This window comes from Nocardia sp. NRRL WC-3656 (assembly GCF_000720265.1).
Taxonomy (GTDB): Bacteria; Actinomycetota; Actinomycetes; order Mycobacteriales; family Mycobacteriaceae; genus Nocardia; species Nocardia nova.
The window spans coordinates 45,315-67,812 of record NZ_JOJF01000031.1 but is presented as its reverse complement, the minus strand read 5'-3'; the positions used below and the strand labels follow the sequence as shown (position 1 = coordinate 67,812).

Genomic DNA, 22,498 nt, shown 5'->3' with positions numbered 1-22,498 from the left:
ATCCCTGCGGGATCCGCGCATGTCGGACCGCACCGCCGCCACAGCGTAAAAGCAACCCTCCAAGGCTGTTTCGCTTCGTCTCGCCCGCCTGCGATGCATGGTGCCTTCGAGTTCTGTGCACTGCGACTATGCCGACTGTGGCCACGCTCGGCGGTGCCGGGGCGATCCGGCTCGTTCTCCGAGCAGCGCGACCGTCATCGAATGTGACGGTCCGAAAATTCGTTGTGACGGGGCGGTCGGCCTGCTAGCTTGGAGCGCGCCCGGAGGGTCTGGTTCCGGGCCTGGATAGTTCGGAAGAGGGTGTTGATGTCCCGGTTCTCGCCGAGCGCGCCTCGCCGCGCCGCGTAACCGCGCGTCCATCCGCCGAACGGACCGGCCGCGAAAGGTCCGGCGTCCGTTCGCAATCACCGATCGGGTACACCCGTGATGTGCACGGGAAGTTCTCTGTTGGGGTCCGCTCGGCCTGATCCTGCTGTCTCGTCGCGCGTCGCCGGGTTGACGACTGCCCGCTGTGAGCGTGGTCGGCGCCCTCGGTCCGTGTTGTGCCGTCGATTCCTCCGCTTGCCACCGGACTGGCCGTAAAAGGGTCCGCCGCCGTGGACGCATCGTGATGAACGGTGACGAGTCGGGACAGCTCACTGCGACGGCTCGGCGCTCGTGCCACCTGTCGCCCCCAATTCAGGAAACGTCGATAGGAATCCCATGCGAGCTATGTCCCGTGCCGAAGTACGCGCCGCGATTGTCAATATGGACCCTCCGGGTAGCCGAGTTCGGCTGCCCGGGTGGTTCGACGAGATTTCCTGGGACGCTCTCGAATATCTAGGGTGGCGCGATCCGCGTTCGCCCATGCGGGCGTATCTGGTTGCCGAGATCGACGGGGCGGCCACAGGCGTGTTGTTGCGGCAGGCGCCGGCTCGGGCCGAGTTGGGTTCGCGGGCGATGATGTGCGACCTGTGCCGGTTCACTCGGCGGTTCAACGAGGTGTCGGTGTTCACCGCCCGCCGCGCCGCGAAGGATAAGCGGCAACGATTGTCCGGTCGCGGTCTGCATCTGTGCAGCGGACTCGACTGCCATGCGAATGTGAAGCGCGCCGTGCCGCTCGGCCCGCTCGATCCGTCGGCGGACGAGCTGATCAGGCAACGACGTAGCGGATTACGCTCTCGCACAATCGCTTTCCTGCGCGCCATATCCGAGCCGGCGCGGCGTTGACTCCGCTGTGCACCTACGTCGACACAGAACCGATGCGGGCGACGTATTTGCCCATACCCTGTCCGGACGCCAGCAGGTCGTGTCCGGCAATCACCTCGTCCAGCGACGCCAGTTCGGTGACCGGGAGCGACAGTGTGCCCTCGGCGAGGTAGTCCAGCACCCGGCGGGTAGCGGCGGCGACCTTCGCCGGTGCACCGGCGACGAGACCGCGGTGGCTGAAACCGGTCAGGGTGAGGTTGCCGCCCAGCAGGCGACCGAAGGGCGGGAGCGGGGCGGGTGCGCCGCCACCTGCGTTGCCGAACAAGACGATTCGGCCGGTGGGGCGGGTGACCTCGAGATCCAGATCCAGTGCCTCGGTGCCGAGCGGGTCGAGCACGAGGTCCACTCCGCGGCCATCGGTCGCCGCGCGGATCTCCTCGGCCAGGCCGTCACCGCGGACGAGGACGGTGTCGTAGCCGGGCACCGACCTGCCGGCGCGGCTCACTGTCCCCAGGAGGCGGCCACCACCGAGCAGCGGCACCAGCTGTGCCACTGCGCCGCCGATACCGCCGGCGGCGGAGTGCACCAGAACCGTGTCCCCGGCGGTGAAGCGGCCGGCCTCGGTGAGCAGCAGCAGTGCGGTCGCCAGGCCGAGTGGGGTGGCGGCGGCCGAGCTCAACGGGACGGCGTCCGGTACCGGCACGGTGAGTTCCGCTCGCGCCGTGGCGATCTCGGCGAAACCTCCGCCGCCGAGCGCGACGGCGGCGACCCGATAACCGACAGCCAGTCCCGTGACCTCGGCACCCACTTCGCGCACTGTGCCCGCGATTTCCAATCCGGGGCGGTAGGGCCACGACGAGGCGTAGCCCGCATCGCCTCGGCGAGCCATCACGTCCATGAAGTTCACGCCCGCGTAGGCAACGTCGATGGTCACCTCGCCCGCAGCGGGCCGCGGCGGTTCCACCTCGCGGATCTCCGACTTCTCCGCACCGCCGGGGGCGGTCATCACCAGGGCTCGCATCGTCACTCCCAACACTTCACTGCCGTCGATCGATGGAGATCAACTCCACAACGCGGAGGCACATTCCTGGCGACCGGGCCGCCGAGCGCGGCCACCGACGCCACGATGATTGTCCATTCCCGCGGACGGCCCGCCTTACCACCGGTAGAGGTGCACCGGCGCAAGAATTTCTGCTGAATCGGGTTGCTGCAGCGGTCGTTTGGCGGGATCCGAAGTCAGCTTGCCGCCAGGTCCATGTGGAGGAACTCGGTGATCCGCATCAGCCGCGGCGGGCGCGCCGCGTCGGGGAGATGCTGGAACGCCTCGGATTCACCGATGATGCGTGGGTTTTCGAATTCCATTGCCTCTCCGTTGATTTCCAGCCGTGCGCGACCGGACGCCAGGATATTGCGTACCCAGTCGGCGCCGGATCCATACACCAGCACGAACAGGTAGCCGCCGTCGACGGGATACGCATCGAGCGGTGTGCGGTAGCTCGTGCCGGATGTGCGGCCGACGTGAGTCAACACCGGCCACTTTCCGTTCGCGATCGCGCGCGGATTGAACACCCGCTTCAGTCCGCCCTAGGTGTGGGAATAGGCGTACGGGCGTTGGTGGCCCCGGCCATTTCGGCCGCTTCGGCGAGATCGGTCGGCCTCCGCTAGTTCGTATGTCCAACCTGCCATGCTCGGATCAGCGTCTGATGCAGCAGCCTTCTGTGTTCGCGTACCGCGCGAGTGTCGGTCCGTCGTGGGCGCAGGGCTTCGGCCACCAGATGCAGGAACCTGCGCCGGTCGGTCCCGAAGGCCACGAGCAACTCCTCCGCGCTGGAGCCGCCGAAGGGCGCCCATCGAACGGCGAAGGCGACCAGCGTCTTTTCGGCGGTGCTCAGCAGGCCCGCTCGTGCCATCAGATCGCAGCGGCGCAGCGACGACCGCACCCACGCGGCGTCGCATTCCGTGCTGCGGTCTGCCGCGTCACCGGGCGACTCGCGAAGCTGTTCCGCGGGCGCGGTGTCGATCGTGAAGACCGGGAAGCGGTCGTATTTGGGCCGCGCCTCGAAGCGCACCCGCACCGGGTGGTCGGAGGAGGTCGGGAGGTCGCCTTCGACGGTGGCGTAGATGCGTGGTCCCTCGTCGAGTTCGACGATGGCGATCGTCAGCGGGACGACCTCGGCATGCGGTGCGCCCATGCTGCGGTGCACCAGCCGGTAGGACACGAGCGAGCCTCGGCCGGACGATGGCGTCCACTCCATGTTCCGGGTACGGCACGCGGCGCATTCCGCAGTGGTCGGTGCGTGCATTCCGTCGCATTGCCTGCAGCGTCGAACCATCAGAGAGTCGCCGGTGCGGGTGTGGTAGCCGCTCGGTGTCTGTGTGTGCTGGACCATCGCAAACCTCGAAGGTGATATCGGGATCCCCCGCATTCACAGCTTCGTTTCCGGGCGTGTCTCGCGCGACGGTAGAACTTACCCGGAACATACCTATTTTTCGACCGGGGAGCCCGCTCCTCGGTGCGGAGCGGCCGTGTCGGAGGAGCCGGGTGCTGTGGTCGAAGCGCCGGTCTCGCGGCGTTGCCGGCGATACGCTGGCGATGTCGGAAGGTGAGCGCATGGCGCCCGATACAGCCCAATGCTTCGCGAGCGACTGATGGTCGACGAGGATCCGCTGCGGACCAGCCGCGACGTGAACATACCCGTGGCGGTGGAGTTGAGTGCGTCGGGTTTCGAGGATGCCGAGGAGATCGGGCACGGCGGTTTCGGTGTGGTGTACCGCTGTACGCAGCACGGCCCTGGATCGCACGGTGGCGGTGAAGGTACTGACCGCGGAGTTGGACGCCGACAATCAGGCGCGGTTCTTGCGCGAGCAGAAGGCCATGGGCCGGTTGACCGGACATCCGAATATCGTCACGGTGCTGCAGGTCGGGGTGACCGCGAGTGGGCGGCCGTATCTGGTGATGCCCTATCACTCGCTGGATTCGCTGGATGCGTGGATCCGCCGGGAAGGACCGTTGCGGGTCGAGACGGTGCTGTGGGTGGGGGTGAAGATCGCGGGTGCGCTGGAGACCGCGCATCGGCTGGGGATCATGCATCGGGATGTGAAGCCGGGCAATATCCTGCTGAGCGAGTACGGGGAACCGGCACTCACCGACTTCGGAATCGCCCGGATCGCCGGCGGCTTTCATACGGCCACGGGGGTGGTGACCGCCTCGCCGGCCTTCACCGCGCCCGAGGTGCTCGCAGGGGAAGCGGCGACACCGGCCGCGGATGCGTACGGGCTGGGTGCGACGCTGTTCGCCGCGCTGACGGGACATGCCGCGTTCGAGCGGCGCACTGGTGAGCAGGTCGTCGCGCAGTTCCTGCGGATCACCAGTGCGCCGCTGCCGGATCTGCGAGAAGGTGGCATCCCCGAAGACGTCGCCGCGCTCGTGGAGTCGGCGATGAATCGGGATCGGCAGGCGCGGCCCTCGGCGGCGGAGCTGGGCGAGGTGATTCGAGAGGTGCAGCACCGCCACGGATACCGGGTCGGTGAGATGGCCCTGCGAGGACAGCCGGCCGCCGCGCGAAAGCCGCGCGAGGCGGCGTCGTCGAATACCGAATCCGTTCCACAGCAACCGGTTTCAGGCCGCGGTGGCACCGCCGAGCTTCCGCTCGAGCTGACCAGTTTCATCGACCGGCGGGTGGAGACGGCCGAGATCAAGAACTTGCTGGCGGCGGGGAGGCTGGTGACGTTGACCGGTGTCGGCGGCGTCGGTAAGACACGGCTGGCGTTGCGGGCGGCGTCGATGGTGCGTACCGATTTCGCCGACGGGGTGTGGCTGATCGAACTCGCCGACGTGACCGATCCGGCACTGCTGATCGATGTGGTGGCGGGTGCGCTGGGGTTGCGCGACGATCCGGCGCGGCCGATGCGTGAGGCGTTGGTGGAATTCTTGCGTGCGCGGGAGGTGCTGCTGGTTCTGGACAACGGCGAACAGGTCGTGGACGCGTTGGCGGATCTGGTGGAAACGCTGTTGCTGGCGTGTGCGGACCTGCGGGTTCTGGTGACCACCCGGGAGCCGCTCGACATCGCCGGAGAAGCGGTGCTGCGGGTCTCGCCGCTGACCGTCCCGAGCCACGACGACCGGCCCACGCTGCGGGGGCTGCCTCGATACGACGCGGTGGCGTTGTTCACCGAGCGCGCGGCGGCGGGGGTGCCCGGATTCGAGGTCACCGAGAAGAATATGTCCGCGGTGGCGGGAATCTGCGCCCGGTTGGAGGGCCTGCCGCTGGCGATCGAACTCGCCGCCGCGCGGATCCGCACGATGTCGCCCGAGCAGATCCTGGCTCGGCTGACCGACCGCTACGCACTGCTCACTCGCGGCAGTCGCACCGCGCCGCAGCGGCAGCAGACGTTGCGGTGGTGTATCGATTGGAGCTACCGCCTGTGCGCACCGGCCGAGCAGCGGCTGTGGGCCCAATTGTCGGTATTCGCAGGCGGTTTCGAGATGGATGCGGTCGAGCGGGTGTGTACGGCCGAGGCGGGGCGGGGGAGTCTGCTCGACGAGTTGTCGTCGCTGGTGGACAAGTCGATCGTGATCCGGGAGGAGCCCGAGGGCGCTGTCCGGTTCCGGATGTTCGAGACCGTGCGCGACTACGGGCGTGAGCAGTTGCGGGAGGCCGGCGAGGAAACCGCAGTGCGTCGGCGCCACCTCGATTGGTGCCGGCAGTTGACGGGGGACGCCGAAGCCGAATGGATCAGCGAGCGGCAGCCCGACTGGCTGGCGCGACTCGAACGCGAGCAACTGAACCTACGCGAAGCGCTCGAATTCTGCCTGTCCGACAACACCGCGGAATCGGGTGAGGCGGCGCTGCGCACGGTCACCGCGCTGTCGTTGTTCTGGAGTTTCCGCGGGCATTACGGTGAGGGTCGGCGTTGGATCGACCGCGTCCTGGCACACCCGGCCGCTCGCGCTCTGCCCGCCCGGATCCAGGCCCTTCATGTCGGAATTTTGATGGCCGCTGAGCAGCAAGATTTTCTGACTGCGGAGCCGCTGCTGGCACAAATCCGTGACCTTGCGGAACAGGACCCCGCTCCGCTGCACCGGGCACTCGTCGCCTACGTCGACGGTAGTCTGGCGCTGTACCGAGGCGAGGCCGCACGCGCGATTCCCTGCCTCGAGACCGCGATCGATGTATTCGGCTCGAATCCTGCCGGGCATCTTTATATCGCGGCATCGATGACGCTCGGCTGGGCGCTGGCGGCGCAGGGCGAAACCCGGAAGGCGATCGAGAATCACGAGCGAATCCTCGCGATCACGGAGTCGCGGGGTGAATCGCTGTTCCGGTCGAGCACGTTGTGCGGCTTGGGGATCTACGCCTGGCGGCAGGGTGAAACACCGCGTGCGAAGGAACTTCTGACTCGATCGCTGCGGGTGAACGAACGCGTCTGCAGTCCCGTAGTCGCGGTGCTCGACTTCGAGGCGCTGTCCTGGATCATCGCGGAGGAGGACGGCGAGCGCGCGGCGGTGCTGATGGGCGCCGCGGAAAGCCTCTCCCGGTCCGGTTCCGGTGCCTCGATCACGTTCCCGGACTTGACGGAGTCGTACGAGGAATGCGACCGCATCGTGCGCCGCGCGCTCGGCGAGCGACGGTTCGATGCGGCGTTGCGGCGCGGCCGGGCGATGACGATGAACGCCGCGGTGGCCTACGCACTCGGCGAGCAGCCGGCCGAGTCGCCTCCTGCCTCCACCGGGCCGGCGCAGCTGACCAAGCGTGAACAGCAGGTCGCGGAGCTGGTCGCGCGAGGGCTCACCAACAAGCAGATCGCCACGAATCTGGTGATCTCCCAGCGCACCGCCCAGGGGCACGTCGAACACATCCTGACAAAACTCGGATTCACCTCCCGCGCCCAGATAGCGGCCTGGTTCGTGGACCGCGCTCGTCGGTAGAGTTCCTGAGTCGCAACCGGGTCGCCACTATCCCGGAGCGACGAGTTCTGCTGTCCCGCAGCCGAATTCGTACGCGTTGGCACCGCGAACCGCGCGGGTCGACCGGCCCGGTGAGATCGACACCTTCATCGATCGCGGTGGGGCCTGCTAGGGGTGTGGTCGCCGACCTCGCATGCGGCTTGGTCGTCCGAGCTCCGTCCGCCAGGAGTTCGTTCAACGGGTCGACGCCGGCGAGAAGCCGTCGTGAGCGATCGCCCGAACCGTCGATGAGCGCCGCATCGATAGCCCGCGGCGAGCGAGCGCGACGGGGCCGGGTCACCTGCACCACGCCACCGGCACGCCGACCGGACGGGTTTCCTCGGCGGTATCGATGTCGATGTCGACGCCCTTTTGGAACAGCAGGATGATGTCGGAGCCTCCGAAAGTGAAATAGCCGAATTCGTCTCCCTTGGCCATGTGCTTACCGGGGGTGCAGGTGAGGGTTACCGATGCGACGTTCTGCATACCGACGCACACGACCGCGACCGTTCCGATGTCGCCGCACGGCGAGTCGGTGGTGTCGATGACGACCACGCCGCGGGTCTGGAAGAACTCGAAGCCGGTTTCGGCGTTGTCCTGACCCTTCAGGCCGTGGTCGGACAGCTCTACCTGCATGAACACTTGGCCGTGAGTCACGAACGATTCTTTGATGACACCGCCCACCGGTAGGTGGAAGCGGTGATAGGCGTGGGTCGGCAGCATGTAGTGGGTGAAGGTCCCGCCGGCGAATTTCTCGGCGTAGTCGCTGCCGGTGAGAAGCGTGGCGATATTGCCGTACTTGTGGGTGTCTTTGATCGTGGTCGCCGGAATGTTCGAGGCGTCATCGATGTCGTAGCGGTGTTGGAACGTGCAGTCGGCGGGTGAGGTTATCGATCGGTTGCTGTCGGGTTCGGCAATCGGTCGTAGGCCGCCGTTCAGTTCGCGGGCGAAGAACTGGTTGAAGGTCATCCAGCCGCTGGGTGCGTTCGGCTTGCCGTCGATCAGGGAGTCGCCGACGTGGTATTCGGGAGCGTTGTCGATGAACGATTTCAGCACGTCGGGTCCGAAGGATTCGGGAGTGTCGAGGAAGCTGCCCCAGTCCCGGGCGAAGTCGGTGACCCATTCCCGGAATGTGTCCGAGCCGTATGCCACGGACGTGTCACGGCCGTCGGGTCTCTGGTCGATGATCCAGAAGAAGTGGGAGAGCCGGTCGCTGACCTCTTGGGCGTACCGCTGGTGCGGTGCTTGGGCGCGCCATGCGGGCGAGTCGGTCTCGCGCGGCACCCAGCGAGCGAAATCGTCGATGTAGTCGACGTACTCCGCGACGGACTGTGGCCACGGGAGCGCCTCGAGCAGCTCGTCCTTCAGCCCGTCTTCGGCCACCTGCCGCGCTTGCACCAACGACTGCTCCAAGCCGGCGGCCAAGTCCGGGTCTTCGTCGAGAAGGTCTCTCAACCGCTGCGCGATCGCCATATCACTCACGTCGAACCCCTTCCGCTCGCCACCAACCCCACTTGTCGGCTACCCCCGCAGCCTCGTTTACACCTCACGCACGAGTGGCGGTTCAGACGGAACCATCGCCCGCCGCCCAGCTGGGCGCTTGCGTGTTTGAAGCTGCCGCCTCGTGGAATAGGCCTGTGCACGCGGTGTCGACGGAAAGGCGCGCGGGATGAACTCATCGAGCGACGTCGTCGTGGTGGGATCGGGCCCCAATGGTCTTGCGGCAGCGGTCGTCTGTGCGGCGGCGGGCCTGTCGGTCACGGTGCTCGAGGCCGAGCCGGAGGCGGGCGGCGGATGCCGTACACAACGCCTCGATCTGGCGGTTCCGCTGTGGCACGATCTGTGCTCGGCCGTGCATCCGATGGCGGTGGCCTCGCCGTTCTTCGCGCAGTTCGATCTCGCGGCGCGCGGTGTCCGGTTCGGGTATCCCGATATTTCTTTCGCTCACCCGCTCGACGGGGCACCCGCGGCTCTGGCCTACCGCGACCTTTCCCGAACGGTGGCCACTCTGGGCGAACACAGCGAACGTGACAGTCGGCTGTACCGGCGGATCATGACGCCGCTGGTCGAGGGCGTCGACGCGGTCCGCGGCCTCGGGTTGTCCGATGTGCGAAGCATTCCCGCGTCGGTCCTGCACCCGCGAGGGCTCGCTACCGCCGCCACGATGGGGATCCGGGCGATGCAGCTCGGCACCCGGGTGTGGGACCGCACCACCGACGCGCACGTCTGCGGTGCTCTGCTCAGTGGCGTCGGCGCCCACGCCAACACCGGGATTCCGGCGACGGCAGGCGCGGCTACCGCGTTGCTGCTGGGCACGCTCGCGCATTCGCACGGCTGGCCCATTCCTATCGGCGGGAGCCAGGCCATCACCGACGCGCTGACCGCCGACCTGGCTGCGCGCGGTGCCGAGGTGATCTGCGATCGGCGTGTCGAGTCCGTCGCGGACCTCCCGCCGGCGCGGGTGTACCTGTTCGATACGAACCCTTGGACGCTGGCCGAGGTGTTCGGTGACCGGCTCAGCGCCCGCTACCGCCGGGCGGTGGGCCGCTTTTCGTCGAACAACGGTGTCGCCAAGGTGGACTTCGTGCTCAGCGAGCCGGTTCCCTGGGCCGATTCACGGGTCGCGGCGGCGGGCACCGTGCACCTCGGTGGCACGCGCGAACAGATGGCCCGCGCCGAATCGGACGCCGGCCGCGGACGCCACAACCCGGCACCGATGATGCTGGTGAGTCAGCCGACCGTCGTCGACCCGACCCGCCTCGGTCCCGACGGGCACCGGCCGCTGTGGAGCTACGCGCACGTCCCCAACGGGTCGACGCGCGACCTCACCGAGACCGCGATCGAACAGATCGAGCGGTTCGCTCCCGGTTTCCGCGATGTCGTCGTCGGCTCGCGGTGCATCCCCGCCAGTGAAATGTCCTCGCACAACGCCAATTACGTGGGCGGAGACATCGCTGCCGGACATGTGTCGCTGTACCGGATCATGGCGCGGCCCGTTGCGCAGTGGGATCCGTACCGCACCTCGCTGCCCGACGTCTACCTCTGCTCGGCATCCACCCCGCCCGGCCCCGGTGTGCACGGCATGCCCGGCGTGCACGCCGCCCGGAGAGCTCTGCGCAGGCACTTCGGTATCACCGCCATGCCCGACGTCGGTCCGGTGGTCGGGCCGCCGCGATGAGCCGGCCGTCGAGGGTGTGCACATTCGAGTGCCGAGATCGCGGGACGAGGCCGGCAGGTCATGACGAAATGCCGGATGAGGCAGACAACATGCGCACGTGACGATGCCCTCGCAGCAGCTGCTGCGAGGGCATCGTCATGCTTCGGTTCCTACCGGCTGTTCGAAATCGTGGGCTGATGCCCCGTTTCGGTTCGTAAGCCCGAGTGCCGGCCCGTTACTTGGCCGGCGCCGGCGGGTTGAACGGCGCAGTGGTGGTGGCGAAGTACTGGATCGCGGCGCCGATGGCGACCGGGGCGGTGATGAAGATCTGCCCGGCGAGCACACCCAGGAAGCCGACGGCGGCGGCGCCGGCGACGCAGCCGCCGAGCGGGCCGAGGCCGAACAGAGTGGCCAGCGCACCGGTGGCGACGACACCGACGGCGGCGCCGGCGATGCAGCCGATGACCGCGCCGCCGATACCACCGGCCAGCGTGCCGATGGTGGCACCGGTGGAGATGGTGTCCTTCAGGCGGTTGAACGCGGCGGTTTCACGGTCGTAAGGGGTCTTGAAGGGGGCCGAGTCCTCGAACGGCAGGGCGAGCCGTTGGCGGCCTTGATCTCGAGCATGCCGTCTTCGTTGACGATCGAGCCGCCGTCGGTCTTGATGACGGCTTTGTCGTTGTCGACGACGCTGGGCGGGGGCGGCGGGGTCGGCGTTCGCGGTACCGGCCGCGACGCCGACGGCGGCGACCAGCATGGCGGCGGTCGCGGCGAATTTCCTCATCATCATTTTTGCGGAACCTCGAGACGGAGTGGTTCAGGGACGAAGGAATCACAGACCAGGCCAGCTAACGGGCAGTGAACACCGAAATATTGATCATTCAAACCTCGTTCATCTCGCGCCCCTTGTTGTCGGACAGGCGGCTGAAATCAGCAGGGTGTGGCCCCCTTCGGGGCGAGGCGGCGAACAAGAAAGGCGAGGATGCGCCTTTGGATGTGGGCAGGATCACATGCTTTGGCCCTCAACCTCTTTGAATATTTCACCGATTTGCCGGACGTCGTGTTGCCGGATTCGAATTCGGTGCGCGAGCCGCGTTGATTGTCGGTGTCGGCTTCCCGTCTCCTGATGGCGATGAGTGCCGCCGATTCGGAACCGGTTGTCACATGGCGACGAGATCCGCGCGGGGCCGGGCGCGGCACCGGACGGTAGTTCCGAAAGTTCCGTCGGTCTGTCCGGATACTTGCGCAGCCGCGAACCAGGCGGTGAACTTCAGCGAAATTATTCTGTAACAGATCGTGATCATGCATCCTCACGGGCGATCATGAGCACATAGATCCAGGGTAGATCGGTTTTGACAATCCGACGTGCGCGGGTCAGTCTTTAGGTACTTCTGTAGCAGAACTATGATCAAAGGAAGCGATGGTTGTCGAGTCGCCGCGTCCGCGGGTGATCAGGGAGCATCGGTGGGCTGGATGGATGGCTGTGTCGGCGGTCTGTCTCGGTGCGTTCATGGGACAACTGGATGCCAGCATCGTCACTCTCACGTTCCCGGCGCTGCAGTCGGAGTTCGGGGCTCCGCTGGCGAGTGTGCAATGGGTGTCGCTCGCCTACCTGGTGACCCTCGTGGGTTTGGTGGTCGCGGCTGGAAGAGTGTCCGACGCTGCCGGACGCAAGTTCGTCTACCTTCAGGGTTTCGTGATCTTCACCCTCGCCTCCGGCCTGTGCGCGCTGGCGCCGAATCTGTGGTGGCTCACAGGTTTTCGGGTTCTGCAGGCGGTGGGGGCGGCGATGCTGCAAGCCAACAGCGTGGCGCTGGTGGCAACGAGTGTCGCGGCACGTCGGATCCGCACTGCGCTGGGAGTGCAGGCCGGTGCGCAGGCGCTGGGTCTGGCGCTCGGACCGCTGGTCGGGGGAGTGGTCGTGGCCTCGCTGGGCTGGCGATGGGTGTACGCGATCAATGTGCCGGTGGGGTGTCTGGCGGTTGTCGCGGGGCGATACCTGTTGCCGCGCACGCGTACTCGCGCCCGGTTGACCGGATTCGATGTGCCGGGTCTGCTGCTGCTCATCGGCGGCGCGGCCGGAGTTCTGACCGCCGCATCGGCGGTTTCCGGACTCGGGGTGCCGGCGTGGACGTCGGTGTTCCCGGCGGCATTCGCGATCGCCTGCGCCGTGGGCCTGTGGTGGTGGGAGAGAAGGACCGAGCATCCGCTGATCGATCCGGCGCAGTTCGCACATCCGCCGCTGCGACGCGGCCTTCTCGGAGCATGGGCGGCGTATCTGGTGCTGTTCGGCCCGCTGGCATTGTTTCCGCAGATCGGATCGGCCGGCGCGGTCGGCACCGGGTTGCTCCTCACGGCGCTGCCGGCCGGATTCGCCGTGGCCGCGGTCGGGGGTGCGCGGGTGCTGCCGAACCGATGGCGCGCCGATGGCAGGGAACGCGGCGGCGCGACGATCATGGTGATCGCCACCGCGGCGATCGTGATCGAGCCGACGGCGCCGTGGTGGGCGGCGATCTGGCTGGCGGTGCTCGGCATCGGTCTGGGCATGTTCATTCCCGGAAACAACGCCGTCATCATGACCGCGGTCCCCGAGCATCGCTCCGGCACGACGGGCGGATTGGTGAACATGGCTCGCGGTCTGGGAACGGCGGGCGGGGTGGCGGTGGTGACACTCTCTCTTCATCTGTGCGACGCCGCGCATCTGCCGGCCGACGGCGCGCGGGTGGCCGTGGCCGTACTGTCGATCGTGGCCGCCGCGGCACTGGCCACCACATGTCAACGGCGCGCCGAACCAGTGCAGCGAAAGGCAGCAGCCCGATGAAGGGACCGTCCGCCGACACCGGCGAACTCGGCGAAGTGGCTCTGGCCGACGTCATCGCCAGGCTCCGACGCGCCATGCGGCGAGCAGCGCGCACCGCCGAACCTGCGGCGACCCTGTCGGTCGCGCAGTTGGAACTGCTGTCGTGCGTGGGAGACCACCCCGGGGTGCGGCCCGGTCAGGTGGCTCGCCTACTGCAATTGGCCCCGAATACGGTGACGACCTTGGCGAACGCGCTCACTCAGCGCGGCATGATGGCCCGGGCGGGCGGCGACGACCGGCGCGCGGTGACCCTGACGCTGACGGCCGCGGGCCGGCAAGCGGTCCAGGAGTGGCAGGCGACCAACACGGCCATCCTGCGTGCGGCATTGTCGTCGTTGCACCCCGGGTGGCAGCATCTTCTCACCGCGGCCACGCCGGCGCTCGCCGAGCTGACCAGCGCCGTCGATGCGCTCACCGAGTCCCCGCGCGACGACCGTTCGGCCTCGTCCTAGTCGCACGGCTCCGCGACCCGCCGCAAGACGAGTGTGCCCGTGGTCCCGGCTGGAACCACGGGCACACTCATCACCCAAATGACGGTCAGGAGATGGCGTTGATCGCCGTGCCGAGTTTGGTCTTGAACGAATCCGGGATCGGAATGTAACCGCTTGTGTCCAAACCGGTCTGGCCGTTGTCGGTGGCCGAGGTGAGGAAGGCCTTGACCGCGGTGGCGGTGCTCGCGTCGGAGTACTTGGAGCACACCACCTCGTAGGTGGCCAGCATGATCGGGTAGGCGCCCGGGTCGGTCGGGTTGTAGAAGGAGCTGGTGTCGAGCACCAGATCGTTGCCCTGACCCTTGACCTTGACGCCGGCGACCGCCTTCTGTGCCGAGTCGACGCTCAGATCGACCGGCTTGCCGCCCGCGGCGTCGGTGACGATGCTCGCCATGTGCAGGTTCTGCGCCTTGGCGAACGACCACTCGTTGTAGGTGATCGAGCCGGGAGTACGGCCGATCGCCGCCGACGTGCCCTCGTTGCCCTTGGCGCCCTCGCCGACACCACCGGCGAAACTCTTACCCGCGCCCTTGCCCCAGGCGCCCTTCGACGCCGCGTCCAGGTAGTGCTGGAAGTTGTCGCTGGTGCCCGACTCGTCGCTGCGGAATACGACGTGAACGGGCAGATCCGGGAGTGTGCTCGCGGTGTTGAGCGCCGCGATCGCCGGGTCGTTCCACTTGGTGATCTGGCCGTTGAAGATCTTGGCCGCCGTCGGCCCGTCGAGGGCGAGGTGGTCCACGCCGGGCACGTTGAAGGTGATCGCGATGGGGCCGTACACGGTCGGCAGGTTCCACGCGGGCGAACCACACCGGGCCTGCGCCTTGTCGTACTCGCCCTTGGCCGCGTCGAGCGGGGAGTCCGAGCCGGCGAAATCGGTCTGGCCGCCGAAGAAGTCGTTGAGACCGGCACCGGATCCGCTGGAGGTGTAGTCGAGATTGTGGTCCGGGCAGTTCGTCTGATAGGCCGTGACGAAACGGTCCATCGCGTTCTTCTGGGCAGACGAGCCGCTGGCCTTCAGCGCCTTCTTGCCACCGCAGTCGACGCTGACCTTGCTGATCGCCGCGCCGCCGGGCGCCGCGGAATTGTCGTCGCTGCCGCACGCGCTCAGCGCGAGGACGCCCGCCGCGGCGACGACGCCGAGGAGCGCGCTGCTCTTCTTCACGTTCACTGATCCTCCGGACCTGCTCGGCCGCAACGGGTTGTCCCCGGTGCGGCATATCTCTGCCGTTCCTGCGGAACGTGCACGCCGGGCGGCAGCCGAGCCACCCTCGCCAGAAGCTAGGGCAGCCGGATGCACACCGGCTCAGCGGCGGGCAAACGCTTGGTGAACTCGCGCTTACGTGCGGTCATGGTGGTCGAGCCGAAATCCTGGCGTGGCGGCATCGACGTGCACGGCGGCACGTGGGTGCAGACCACCGAGGCTGGTGAAGTGATCGAGCGTGCCGACCCACTCCAGGTGACCGCGCACAAGAGTTCAGCACTTGCGTGCCTGTTGCGAGGTTTCGGATGTGGAACTCGAAAGGCGTGCCCGTCGTGCGAGTCCCCGGCTCCTGCCCGAGGGGGGAACGAGAACGACATCGCTGAAGATAGCTGCAGCACAACAAGTTTCGTTGTCGAACCGAATGGCCTGCACCGTTCCGGTGGAGTGACTGTCGTCCGGCGAGGAGATCGTCGGATGTACACGGCGCGTTGAGAGTAACGGCGCCGGGTGCTCGCCCGATAGTCATGCGGGTCGGCGTCGTTGCGCGGTTATCGGCGTGTTCGCTGAGCCTGTGCATCGATTCGCGTTTCGTGAACCGCCGGTCACCTCGCGAGAGGTTGCGGAACCGACCGGACACCCGCAAAGAAGGCGTAGTGGCTGCAGCCGCATTCGTGACCCGATGGGTGAGAAAAACCTTTCGGCATCCGATTCATTGAATTTTTCGAAACGAACCCGAATTGTGGCGGTCAAAGCGTGAGTGGGAGTACGGATTGGCGAGTGGTAAGCGCGGGAGAGGTGCAGTGAACGGGCAGTTTTTTCCTTCGTGACTCTTTCTTCTGGCGCTTTCACGTGAGTTTTGATCCGCAATGACGTTGTGTAATGTCTCCGATCGGGCCCAGATAGCCGATTCAATTCGGCAACGGCAACGATGTTCTCGAAGGGAGGTGATTGCTTGTGATTCTGACTTTTGTTGTGAACCTGCTGCACTCGCTGCTCGGCATTGTCGGGCTGTGAGTGCGAGCCGGCCGACGTACCTCCCCAATGTGCGGCCGGTATTTCTTCTCGACTCGCAATATCCGCTGTTGTTCTCCTCTGCTGTGGGGGTGCGCGGTGGCGGGTCGAATCGGGGGTGCACCACACACCCCTGAGCAACGCGAATGTTCGATTCGCAGGAATCGGGTGCGGTGATAGAATCCGGCGATTTACCAACACCGCATTCGATTCTGTTTATGCCCGAATTTCCTTATCGGCGTCAACAGTCTCCGTCAGGTAATTCGGTCGCTGCTGGGATCTCATTTACGAGATACCCCATAATGTCGGACGCGGGTGGCACCTTGGCATGCCGCCCGCGTCCGCATGTTATTCCGGGTAAGCCGGCCCAGGCCGTCGATAACGTGGATGGCGCGGTGGCCCGGCTACCGGAAGCGGCAGCTTCGGCGCCGGCCACATCCTCCCGCCGGTTCCGGCGACGCAGTCCCATTCGCGGACTCGGGCGTCATCGCCTCGAAAATCCCTGCCGCCGAGCGCGTCACCGATGCTTGCTCTGGTGCTGAAGTGGGATCACGTTGGACCGCAACGTTTTGCGCCCGACTCCGCCGAGAAGTAGCCGTTTCTCGAGGCATCGGGGTTCGAGTTCGGGCCCCATCGGCCACCAGTCGTCCAGTTCGACGAGTCCGGGGGCGAGAACCTCCAGATCACCGAAGAACGAGGCGATCTCGTCGCGGGTGCGGTACCAGCCGGACCCCAATCCCGACGTCATGAACCGGTGCTGGAGTCGAACAGCCATTTCGTGTGCCGCGGATCCGTCGGCGGGATCCCAGAAATGGGTGATTGCAACATAGGATCCGACCGGTATCGCGTCGATGTATCGGCGCATGACTCCGGCGGGGTCGGCATCGTCATCGATGTGGTGAAGGACGCCGCACAGAATCAGAGCGAGAGGACGGCTCGGATCGAGCTGTGCGGCAATCTCGGGACAGGCCAGCAAGGCATCCGGCTCGGTCAGGTCGGCCGATGCGAAGTGGGTGTGTTCGTTGCGTTCGAGTAGGGCTCGGCCGTGGAGAGCGCACAGCGGATCGTTGTCGACATACACCACCTGTGCGGTGGGATTGTGCTGTTGTGCGATCTCATGGGTGTTGCAGACGGTCGGCAGTCCGGCACCGAGATCGAGAAACTGGTCGATGCCGACGCAGCCGGCGAGGTATCGGACCACCCGATGCAGCCATCGACGGTTCATCCAGGCCACATCGCTTTGGCGCGGCGCGATTTCAGCGACCGTATCGCGAACGACACGATCGACTTCGTAGTTGTCCTTGCCGCCGAGCGTCGCGTCATAGACGCGAGCGATGCTTGCCCGCGAAGTGTCCAACCCGACAGGTGTGCGCCCATGGTCCGCAGCGATGGTTTCGGACGGGTCCGGCATGAAGACCTCTCTGGACTACGAAGTCGATGGCGAAGTGGGAGTGTTTGCCGCAATTCCTCAGTGTGACAGCAGATTCAGTGACGTGATGCGGGTTTCCAGCCGCGCTCCTCAGATCGTGGCGACCGAAGTCGCCGCAGATACGAAGTCGGCAGGACTCGGGGCAGCCCCATCGTCGTGTGGCCGGGGGGCAGCGCGTTCGGCGCAAGAGCACTCCAGTCGGAACGGAGATCCGCCGATGATGCGGGCGATGGCCTTCGCTTGCGAGTAATAGCGGTACAGCGGTCCCGTGTGTTCGGAGCCGATGCCGTGGAGCCGGTAGCACTTCTGCATGGCCTCCGGCAGCGCCGTGGTCACCCGGTAAGCCAGCGTCTCGAGGGCAGTGTCGACGCGCTTTCGATGTTCGGCGCTGTCATCCTCCTGCGCAAGCGCCCGATTCGCCGACAGTGTGATCGAGTGCACCGCGCGAGAGGCGACGTAGATATCGTGGATATTCCGGGATGCCGCCCGGAACTGTATGGGGGACAGTCCGAGCCGAGCCCGGGCGTGCACTTGTTCGGCGGTCCGTCTCAGCACTCCGTGCAGCAGGCCATCCGCCACTGATCCGATCGAAGCCAGCGCCAACCGCTTCAGTGGCGGGACACCGTCGGGCAGCAACTGCTCCGCCGGTATGGACACGTTGTCCAATCGCAGCGTGAATTCGGGCACTCCGGTCGGAGATGCGTTCGGGACACGGCTGATACCGGGCGCTTTCGCATCCACGACGGCGAGTCCGGAATCGGTCGGCACCAGGATCCAGCTTGCCCGGCTCGCATACTGCACGGCGACCTTGTGGCCGCTTATTCTCACCGTGGTTCCGTCGGTGATCGCAGTGGTCGAGGGTTTCGAGGAGAACGGTGCCCCGGGTTCGTTGAGCGCCGCCGTGACAATCGCTCCCTCGGCGACAGCTGGGAAAATTCGTTCCATCACGTCATCCGTCGCGGCTCGCAGCAAGGGAAGTACCCCGAATCCGAGGGTCGACAGGATCGGAACCTCTACGGCGTCGGTTGCCAGCTCCTTCAGTATCGCCGATACCTCCGAGAGGCCCAGGCCGTCTCCGCCGTAGCGTTGCGGCAGGGGCGCCGAGAGCAGACCGCTGCCGAGGAGGGCGGGCCATAGGTCGATATTCCGTGCGCTCACGCGCTCCAGCAGGCTTACGACAATTTCGGCAACTGCGTCCTGGCTCTCATCCATGGTGACGTTCAATACAAAGCTCCCGGTCGACGTAGATTCGTGTGCGGCTTCGATGGACAACTCGATAAGCGGACCACGTGAACTGTTCTGTTTTATTCGAGAAGGTACGGGTTTGCGCGTGCGAAATCCGTTCCGGCAAAGCTGAATTCGGCCGGCTGTGGCAGGATATGTGTTACCCGGTGGGGAGCGATGAAGAAGCGGTGCTGGCACTCGTCGCTTCCGGCGATGATTCGCGCTGGTCCACCGTAATCTCGGCGCCGTCTCCCGGCTCGGGAGTGGTGATATTTTCCGGTAGCGTGTGAACGACTTCTTCGCTTGCGGAATCCTCTCGAGGGGACTCCGCAGCGGCGTGCGCCCGGCGCAAGCGAGTACGTATCGCGGTCGCAGCTCCGGAAACAATGACGAGACCCATCAGGACCAGCAGCAAATGGAGCCGCCTGTCCGTCCGATCGGTCTCGCTGAGAATCGGGGCGGTGCCGGGCCGGGTATTCGGCGTAGTCGCAATCGGGGCAGGGAGTACGGCTGGTGACGAGGGCGCCGCGAGTGGAACCGTGACCGGTGGACTCGCGGGCAGCGCCGGAGGCGAGGTGGTCGGTGTCGAGAACGGGGGGCCGGGCGTTTCGCTCGATCCTTCGCGGGGCGGGGGGAGCCGGTGGCCGGCCAGGTCGCCGGCTACGGCCGTGAACCACTCGGTGAGCATTTCGGTGCTGGAGCGGACGCCGGCGCCGGCGGTGGCATAGGCGCCGTGCTGGCGGACGGTATCGACATAACTGAGCCAGGTGTGCGGATCCAGCAATTCGGCGTTGTCCGCTCCTAGCTCGCCGAGGGCGTCGAATATCTGAGTCAGTAGCCGAGACGCGTGCGTTGGTGGCGGCGGGTGGTGCGACGCGGAGGCGATTTCCTGGGCGAGAAGTGCAATCCCCGCGAGTGGGTTGGTCGCCGCTGTGCCGGCGATTTCGGAAAACTCCGAGGTGGACAACACGGTCCCGGTGATCGCGAGGAGGGTGTTGAATGCGGCAGCGGCAAGCTTCAGCAGTGCCTCGTGCGCCTCCGGGCCGACGGGCACGCGCGGGTCGGCAGCTTCCGCGAGCCGGATACTGAGTGTCTTCTGCGGGGTCAGCGACAGTGTTCCCAGCGAATCACCGTGCAGGTCGTCGCTCACCACCGCGGTCAGCGTTTTGGCGATCGTCGCCTGGAGAGTCTCCGCGATGGAGGACAAGGTCAGCAACAGGTCGTCGGGGTCGAATTCGATCTGGCCCGCGATGGTCGCGACCATGTGGATCAGCGGCGAATCGGCGGGTGCGTCGCAAGCCAGATCGCCGGGCCGACACAGCGACGCCACCCGCCCGGTGAGCGCACCGAAATCGTCGATGATGTCTCGCACCGGGCCGATTCCGCCGCCAGGCGGCGTCGCAAGTGGAAACTGCGGCAACTCGGCGACCTCTGTGCCGGTGGTGTCGGGCGCCGGATCCGGCCGGTCCTTGCCAGGGGCTCCCGGGAATACGGGTGCAGCACGGCCGCGAGTCGGGTCCGCGAGTAGTGCCACCGCCGCAACCCGATCCGCCGGCACCGCACCTCCGCCGGCCCCGACCTCACGCGCGAACATCGAAACGACGTGCGCCCCTTGTGAATACCCGATCAACCCCAGCTCGGTATGAGAGCAGAGGCCGACGACCTCGCGCGCCATCGACCGCAGACGGTCGAGCCCCTCGGCCGCTGAGTACGAATACGGCGTCAGACCGCCGGGGACCATCCCGCCGAACGAGGCCTGGTACGGGACATACGCATGCCCGGCCTGCTGCGGCCCCACCCTCGACAGCAGCGGGACCAGCACAGCCGAAAGCATGCCGTCATCGACGGAAGCCGGTGCGTCGGGCGACGATTCGCCGGTCCCTTGCACCCCTAGGACATACAGGGGTGGGCAATGCTGCAGGTTCGGAGATGGCCCGTCTTCGGATTGCGCCTGTGCTGAGCCGGTCGCAGTGACGACGGCTACAACGAATACAGTCGACATCCCCCGCAACAACGCCGAGCGTATCGGTCGTGCGTGCACATTCGAAGTCAATAGACGCATCTCCCGGATGGAATTCTGTGCGTGCAGCCGCGGACCACCCGGCAGCCCCGACCGTGCAACGGGTAGTTACGGGGAGGCAGGGAACAGTGCTGCTGACCGGAACCTCGGTTTCGAGGATGTAGCAACGTAGTGCCGTGTCGAGCCGGTCGATCCCCACCCACCAGCGGCATCGACAGCTATTCGAAGCCGCAGGGATCTTGGATCGGAACATTTTTCGCTGTCTTGGTGACCGCCGTTTGCGCCGTATGGCCGACATGAGTGGTTCGCCCGATTAGCGGTTTGAGTGTTCATCCGCATACTTTGGTACTGCCGGATCGACGATTGCCGACTTCTCGCCTCAGGACGGGCGTGGATGCTTCGCCCCCATCCACGTGTGGGACCGCCTCGAAGAACATGCAATTCGCACCCTCTTCTCCTGCCCGGAGGTCGACGCACCGGGGAGGGGATCCGACGGTGTCGCAACTCATCGGCCATCTGCCGGAGCGCTCGCCGCTCCACGCACGGTGTGATCGCACACCGGTTGCGGACACCGATACACGCACGAGCATTCCCCTATCCGCACAATGCGAGCATTCAGCGAGGTGAAATGAGCACCAATCCCTTCGATGACGACAACGGACGATTCTCGGTTCTGATCAACCACGAAGAGCAATACTCCCTCTGGCCGGTCTTTGCCGAGGTCCCCGATGGATGGAGCGTCGTCTTCGGTGAAGACAGCCGGGACGCCTGCATCGAGTACATCGAAAAGAACTGGACGGATATGCGACCGAAGAGCCTGCGCGATGCGATGGCCGCCGACGACGCGCCCCGCAAAACCGGCAAACCCAAATCATCCACCCGCCGTAGCAAATAACACCCGACCGGCTCCATCGGCGTTATGCACTGCCAGAGCCGATCGACGCTTACGGCAGGCCACCTCTGTTCGGGTATCGAGTATCTCTTTTCCGATGAAAGGTGATCTATGGGCAAGGGCAAGCACAGGGCTCACGACGCGCAGCGAAAAGTGGTGACTTCGGCGATCGGGACAGGGGTCGCCCTTTCGATGACTCTCACGCTGGTGGGCGCCGGATTCGCGAAAGCCGAAAGCGTGCGGACCGTCCCGGCGGCCGGGTCCGGCCAGTCGGAGGTTGCGCAACCGGCGCAGTGGCCCGCGGCCGAGTCTCCGAACGTCCATCCGTACGAGGGGCTGGAAATTCCGCACGATACGTTGAGTTCGCTGCAGTGGGCACGGCCGATGCCCGAGAAGAACTATTTGGCGCCGGTGGGCGTGCTCCACCCGCCGGTCCCGGTCGCTCCTGTACCGCCGATCGCACCGCCGGCCGGAAAGTTGCGCTTCGGGGACGTGCAAGTCGACGCGCCGCAGTGGCTCTACCGGGAGCAGGCCATCCAGGTCAACGACGGTGCTGCAGTCGCGGAGGCCGATATGGCCACCTTTCTCGATTCCGTGGGGATGGAGCGCAGCAGGTCCGACCGCATCGCAGGCGAGACTCTGGGCGGCGCCGCGATCGGTGCGGCGGCGGGCGCTGCGGTAGCGAGCCCGTTCGCACTGATAGGAGCCGTCGTGGGTGGTGGAATCGGACTGGCGGTCGGTGTGCCGTTCGCGCCGATCGGCCTTGCCGCGGGCCCGATAGGCGCCGCATACGGTGCCGCCCTCATGGCTGTCCCGTTGACGGCCATCGGTGCGGCGGCCGGCGGAACCCTCGGTGCGGTGCATGCTCTCACCGCGCCGCCGCGGACTGTCGAAGACCGATGAAATTCCTTCGGCGATATCTTCGACCCGATTCCGAGCAAACCACGGTTCAGTGATGTGGTATGTGCGGCGAACTCGAATATGCCGCACATACATATGTGTTCACTTCTTCGGCTTCGAATAGCTGTCGATGCCGCTGGTGGGTGGGGATCCCGAAGGGGCAGAAGGGCCGTGTGAG

General features: G+C 66.2%; 15 protein-coding genes and 2 pseudogenes. 7 read left to right on the top strand and 10 right to left on the bottom strand.

What is annotated here, in order from left to right:
* The first annotated feature begins 702 nt into the window (after positions 1-702).
* On the top strand, positions 703-1,209 hold the full coding sequence (locus IG65_RS0128850; protein WP_030518094.1) for an FBP domain-containing protein: 507 nt from the start codon (positions 703-705) through the stop codon (positions 1,207-1,209).
* Between the two features lie 13 nt (positions 1,210-1,222).
* On the opposite strand, the gene IG65_RS0128845 is transcribed toward IG65_RS0128850, so the two are convergent.
* From IG65_RS0128845 to IG65_RS37275, 3 genes are all read right to left on the bottom strand, one after another.
* Positions 1,223-2,209: a zinc-binding alcohol dehydrogenase family protein gene (locus tag IG65_RS0128845; protein WP_030518093.1), complete on the bottom strand. Its 987-nt coding sequence runs from the start codon at positions 2,207-2,209 to the stop codon at positions 1,223-1,225.
* Between the two features lie 215 nt (positions 2,210-2,424).
* Positions 2,425-2,757, bottom strand: a complete 333-nt coding sequence (locus IG65_RS0128840) for a nitroreductase family deazaflavin-dependent oxidoreductase (protein ID WP_231509492.1) — start codon at positions 2,755-2,757, stop codon at positions 2,425-2,427.
* 92 nt (positions 2,758-2,849) lie between these two features.
* On the bottom strand, positions 2,850-3,443 hold the full coding sequence (locus tag IG65_RS37275) for a Zn-ribbon domain-containing OB-fold protein (protein WP_255359492.1): 594 nt from the start codon (positions 3,441-3,443) through the stop codon (positions 2,850-2,852).
* Positions 3,444-3,837: 394 nt separating this feature from the next.
* On the opposite strand from IG65_RS37275, the pseudogene IG65_RS35250 reads away from it, so the two are divergent.
* Positions 3,838-7,117: pseudogene (locus IG65_RS35250) on the top strand (protein kinase).
* A 315-nt stretch (positions 7,118-7,432) separates the two neighbouring features.
* Here IG65_RS35250 and IG65_RS0128820 read toward each other — a convergent pair.
* Positions 7,433-8,608, bottom strand: coding sequence for a phosphatidylserine decarboxylase (locus IG65_RS0128820; RefSeq protein WP_231509500.1), 1,176 nt, complete (start codon positions 8,606-8,608; stop codon positions 7,433-7,435).
* A gap of 196 nt (positions 8,609-8,804) precedes the next feature.
* Between IG65_RS0128820 and IG65_RS0128815 the strand changes: the two genes are divergently transcribed.
* Positions 8,805-10,313, top strand: a complete 1,509-nt coding sequence (locus IG65_RS0128815; RefSeq protein WP_036525995.1) for an NAD(P)/FAD-dependent oxidoreductase — start codon at positions 8,805-8,807, stop codon at positions 10,311-10,313.
* Between the two features lie 214 nt (positions 10,314-10,527).
* Here the strand turns inward: IG65_RS0128815 and IG65_RS35245 are convergent, their stop codons facing one another.
* Positions 10,528-11,049 (bottom strand): hypothetical protein, encoded by a 522-nt coding sequence (locus IG65_RS35245; RefSeq protein ID WP_369801603.1) that lies wholly within the window; start codon positions 11,047-11,049, stop codon positions 10,528-10,530.
* Between the two features lie 720 nt (positions 11,050-11,769).
* Between IG65_RS35245 and IG65_RS0128805 the strand changes: the two genes are divergently transcribed.
* Both IG65_RS0128805 and IG65_RS0128800 read left to right on the top strand, forming a co-directional pair.
* The gene (locus IG65_RS0128805; RefSeq protein ID WP_197039963.1) at positions 11,770-13,113 is read left to right on the top strand and encodes an MFS transporter; all 1,344 of its coding nucleotides are present in this window, start codon (positions 11,770-11,772) and stop codon (positions 13,111-13,113) included.
* On the top strand, positions 13,110-13,604 hold the full coding sequence (locus tag IG65_RS0128800) for a MarR family winged helix-turn-helix transcriptional regulator (protein ID WP_051757097.1): 495 nt from the start codon (positions 13,110-13,112) through the stop codon (positions 13,602-13,604). Before IG65_RS0128805 ends, IG65_RS0128800 begins: the two co-directional genes overlap by 4 nt.
* A gap of 85 nt (positions 13,605-13,689) precedes the next feature.
* Here the strand turns inward: IG65_RS0128800 and pstS are convergent, their stop codons facing one another.
* From pstS to IG65_RS39915, 5 genes and pseudogenes are all read right to left on the bottom strand, one after another.
* Positions 13,690-14,811: a phosphate ABC transporter substrate-binding protein PstS gene (gene pstS, locus IG65_RS0128795; RefSeq protein ID WP_030518087.1), complete on the bottom strand. Its 1,122-nt coding sequence runs from the start codon at positions 14,809-14,811 to the stop codon at positions 13,690-13,692.
* Positions 14,812-16,372: 1,561 nt separating this feature from the next.
* The gene (locus tag IG65_RS0128785) at positions 16,373-17,266 is read right to left on the bottom strand and encodes an SAM-dependent methyltransferase (protein ID WP_051757095.1); all 894 of its coding nucleotides are present in this window, start codon (positions 17,264-17,266) and stop codon (positions 16,373-16,375) included.
* 108 nt (positions 17,267-17,374) lie between these two features.
* Positions 17,375-18,508, bottom strand: a complete 1,134-nt coding sequence (locus IG65_RS0128780) for an acyl-CoA dehydrogenase family protein (protein ID WP_081879841.1) — start codon at positions 18,506-18,508, stop codon at positions 17,375-17,377.
* Between the two features lie 160 nt (positions 18,509-18,668).
* On the bottom strand, positions 18,669-19,772 hold the full coding sequence (locus IG65_RS39385) for a hypothetical protein (RefSeq protein ID WP_231509490.1): 1,104 nt from the start codon (positions 19,770-19,772) through the stop codon (positions 18,669-18,671).
* Positions 19,773-19,799: 27 nt separating this feature from the next.
* Positions 19,800-20,510: pseudogene (locus IG65_RS39915) on the bottom strand (cutinase family protein); the annotation flags it as partial.
* Positions 20,511-21,156: 646 nt separating this feature from the next.
* Here IG65_RS39915 and IG65_RS0128770 point away from each other — a divergent pair.
* A complete protein-coding gene (locus tag IG65_RS0128770; protein WP_030518083.1) occupies positions 21,157-21,423 on the top strand; it encodes an MbtH family protein in 267 nt (88 codons plus the stop codon).
* 189 nt (positions 21,424-21,612) lie between these two features.
* Positions 21,613-22,323, top strand: coding sequence for a hypothetical protein (locus IG65_RS0128765; RefSeq protein WP_030518082.1), 711 nt, complete (start codon positions 21,613-21,615; stop codon positions 22,321-22,323).
* Positions 22,324-22,498: the final 175 nt, after the last annotated feature.

Bases quoted from the DNA above. Each gene is read 5' to 3' on its own strand.
- IG65_RS0128850 (WP_030518094.1), top strand. From the start codon at position 703: ATGCGAGCTATGTCCCGTGCCGAAGTACGCGCCGCGATTGTCAATATG.
- IG65_RS0128820 (WP_231509500.1), bottom strand. From the start codon at position 8,608: ATGGCGATCGCGCAGCGGTTGAGAGACCTTCTCGACGAAGACCCGGAC.
- IG65_RS0128800 (WP_051757097.1), top strand. From the start codon at position 13,110: ATGAAGGGACCGTCCGCCGACACCGGCGAACTCGGCGAAGTGGCTCTG.
- IG65_RS0128765 (WP_030518082.1), top strand. From the start codon at position 21,613: ATGACTCTCACGCTGGTGGGCGCCGGATTCGCGAAAGCCGAAAGCGTG.
- IG65_RS0128770 (WP_030518083.1), top strand. From the start codon at position 21,157: ATGAGCACCAATCCCTTCGATGACGACAACGGACGATTCTCGGTTCTG.
- IG65_RS0128785 (WP_051757095.1), bottom strand. From the start codon at position 17,266: ATGCCGGACCCGTCCGAAACCATCGCTGCGGACCATGGGCGCACACCT.
- IG65_RS37275 (WP_255359492.1), bottom strand. From the start codon at position 3,443: ATGGAGTGGACGCCATCGTCCGGCCGAGGCTCGCTCGTGTCCTACCGG.
- IG65_RS0128815 (WP_036525995.1), top strand. From the start codon at position 8,805: ATGAACTCATCGAGCGACGTCGTCGTGGTGGGATCGGGCCCCAATGGT.
- IG65_RS35245 (WP_369801603.1), bottom strand. From the start codon at position 11,049: ATGCTGGTCGCCGCCGTCGGCGTCGCGGCCGGTACCGCGAACGCCGAC.
- IG65_RS0128805 (WP_197039963.1), top strand. From the start codon at position 11,770: ATGGCTGTGTCGGCGGTCTGTCTCGGTGCGTTCATGGGACAACTGGAT.
- IG65_RS0128845 (WP_030518093.1), bottom strand. From the start codon at position 2,209: ATGCGAGCCCTGGTGATGACCGCCCCCGGCGGTGCGGAGAAGTCGGAG.
- IG65_RS39385 (WP_231509490.1), bottom strand. From the start codon at position 19,772: ATGGTCGCGACCATCGCGGGCCAGATCGAATTCGACCCCGACGACCTG.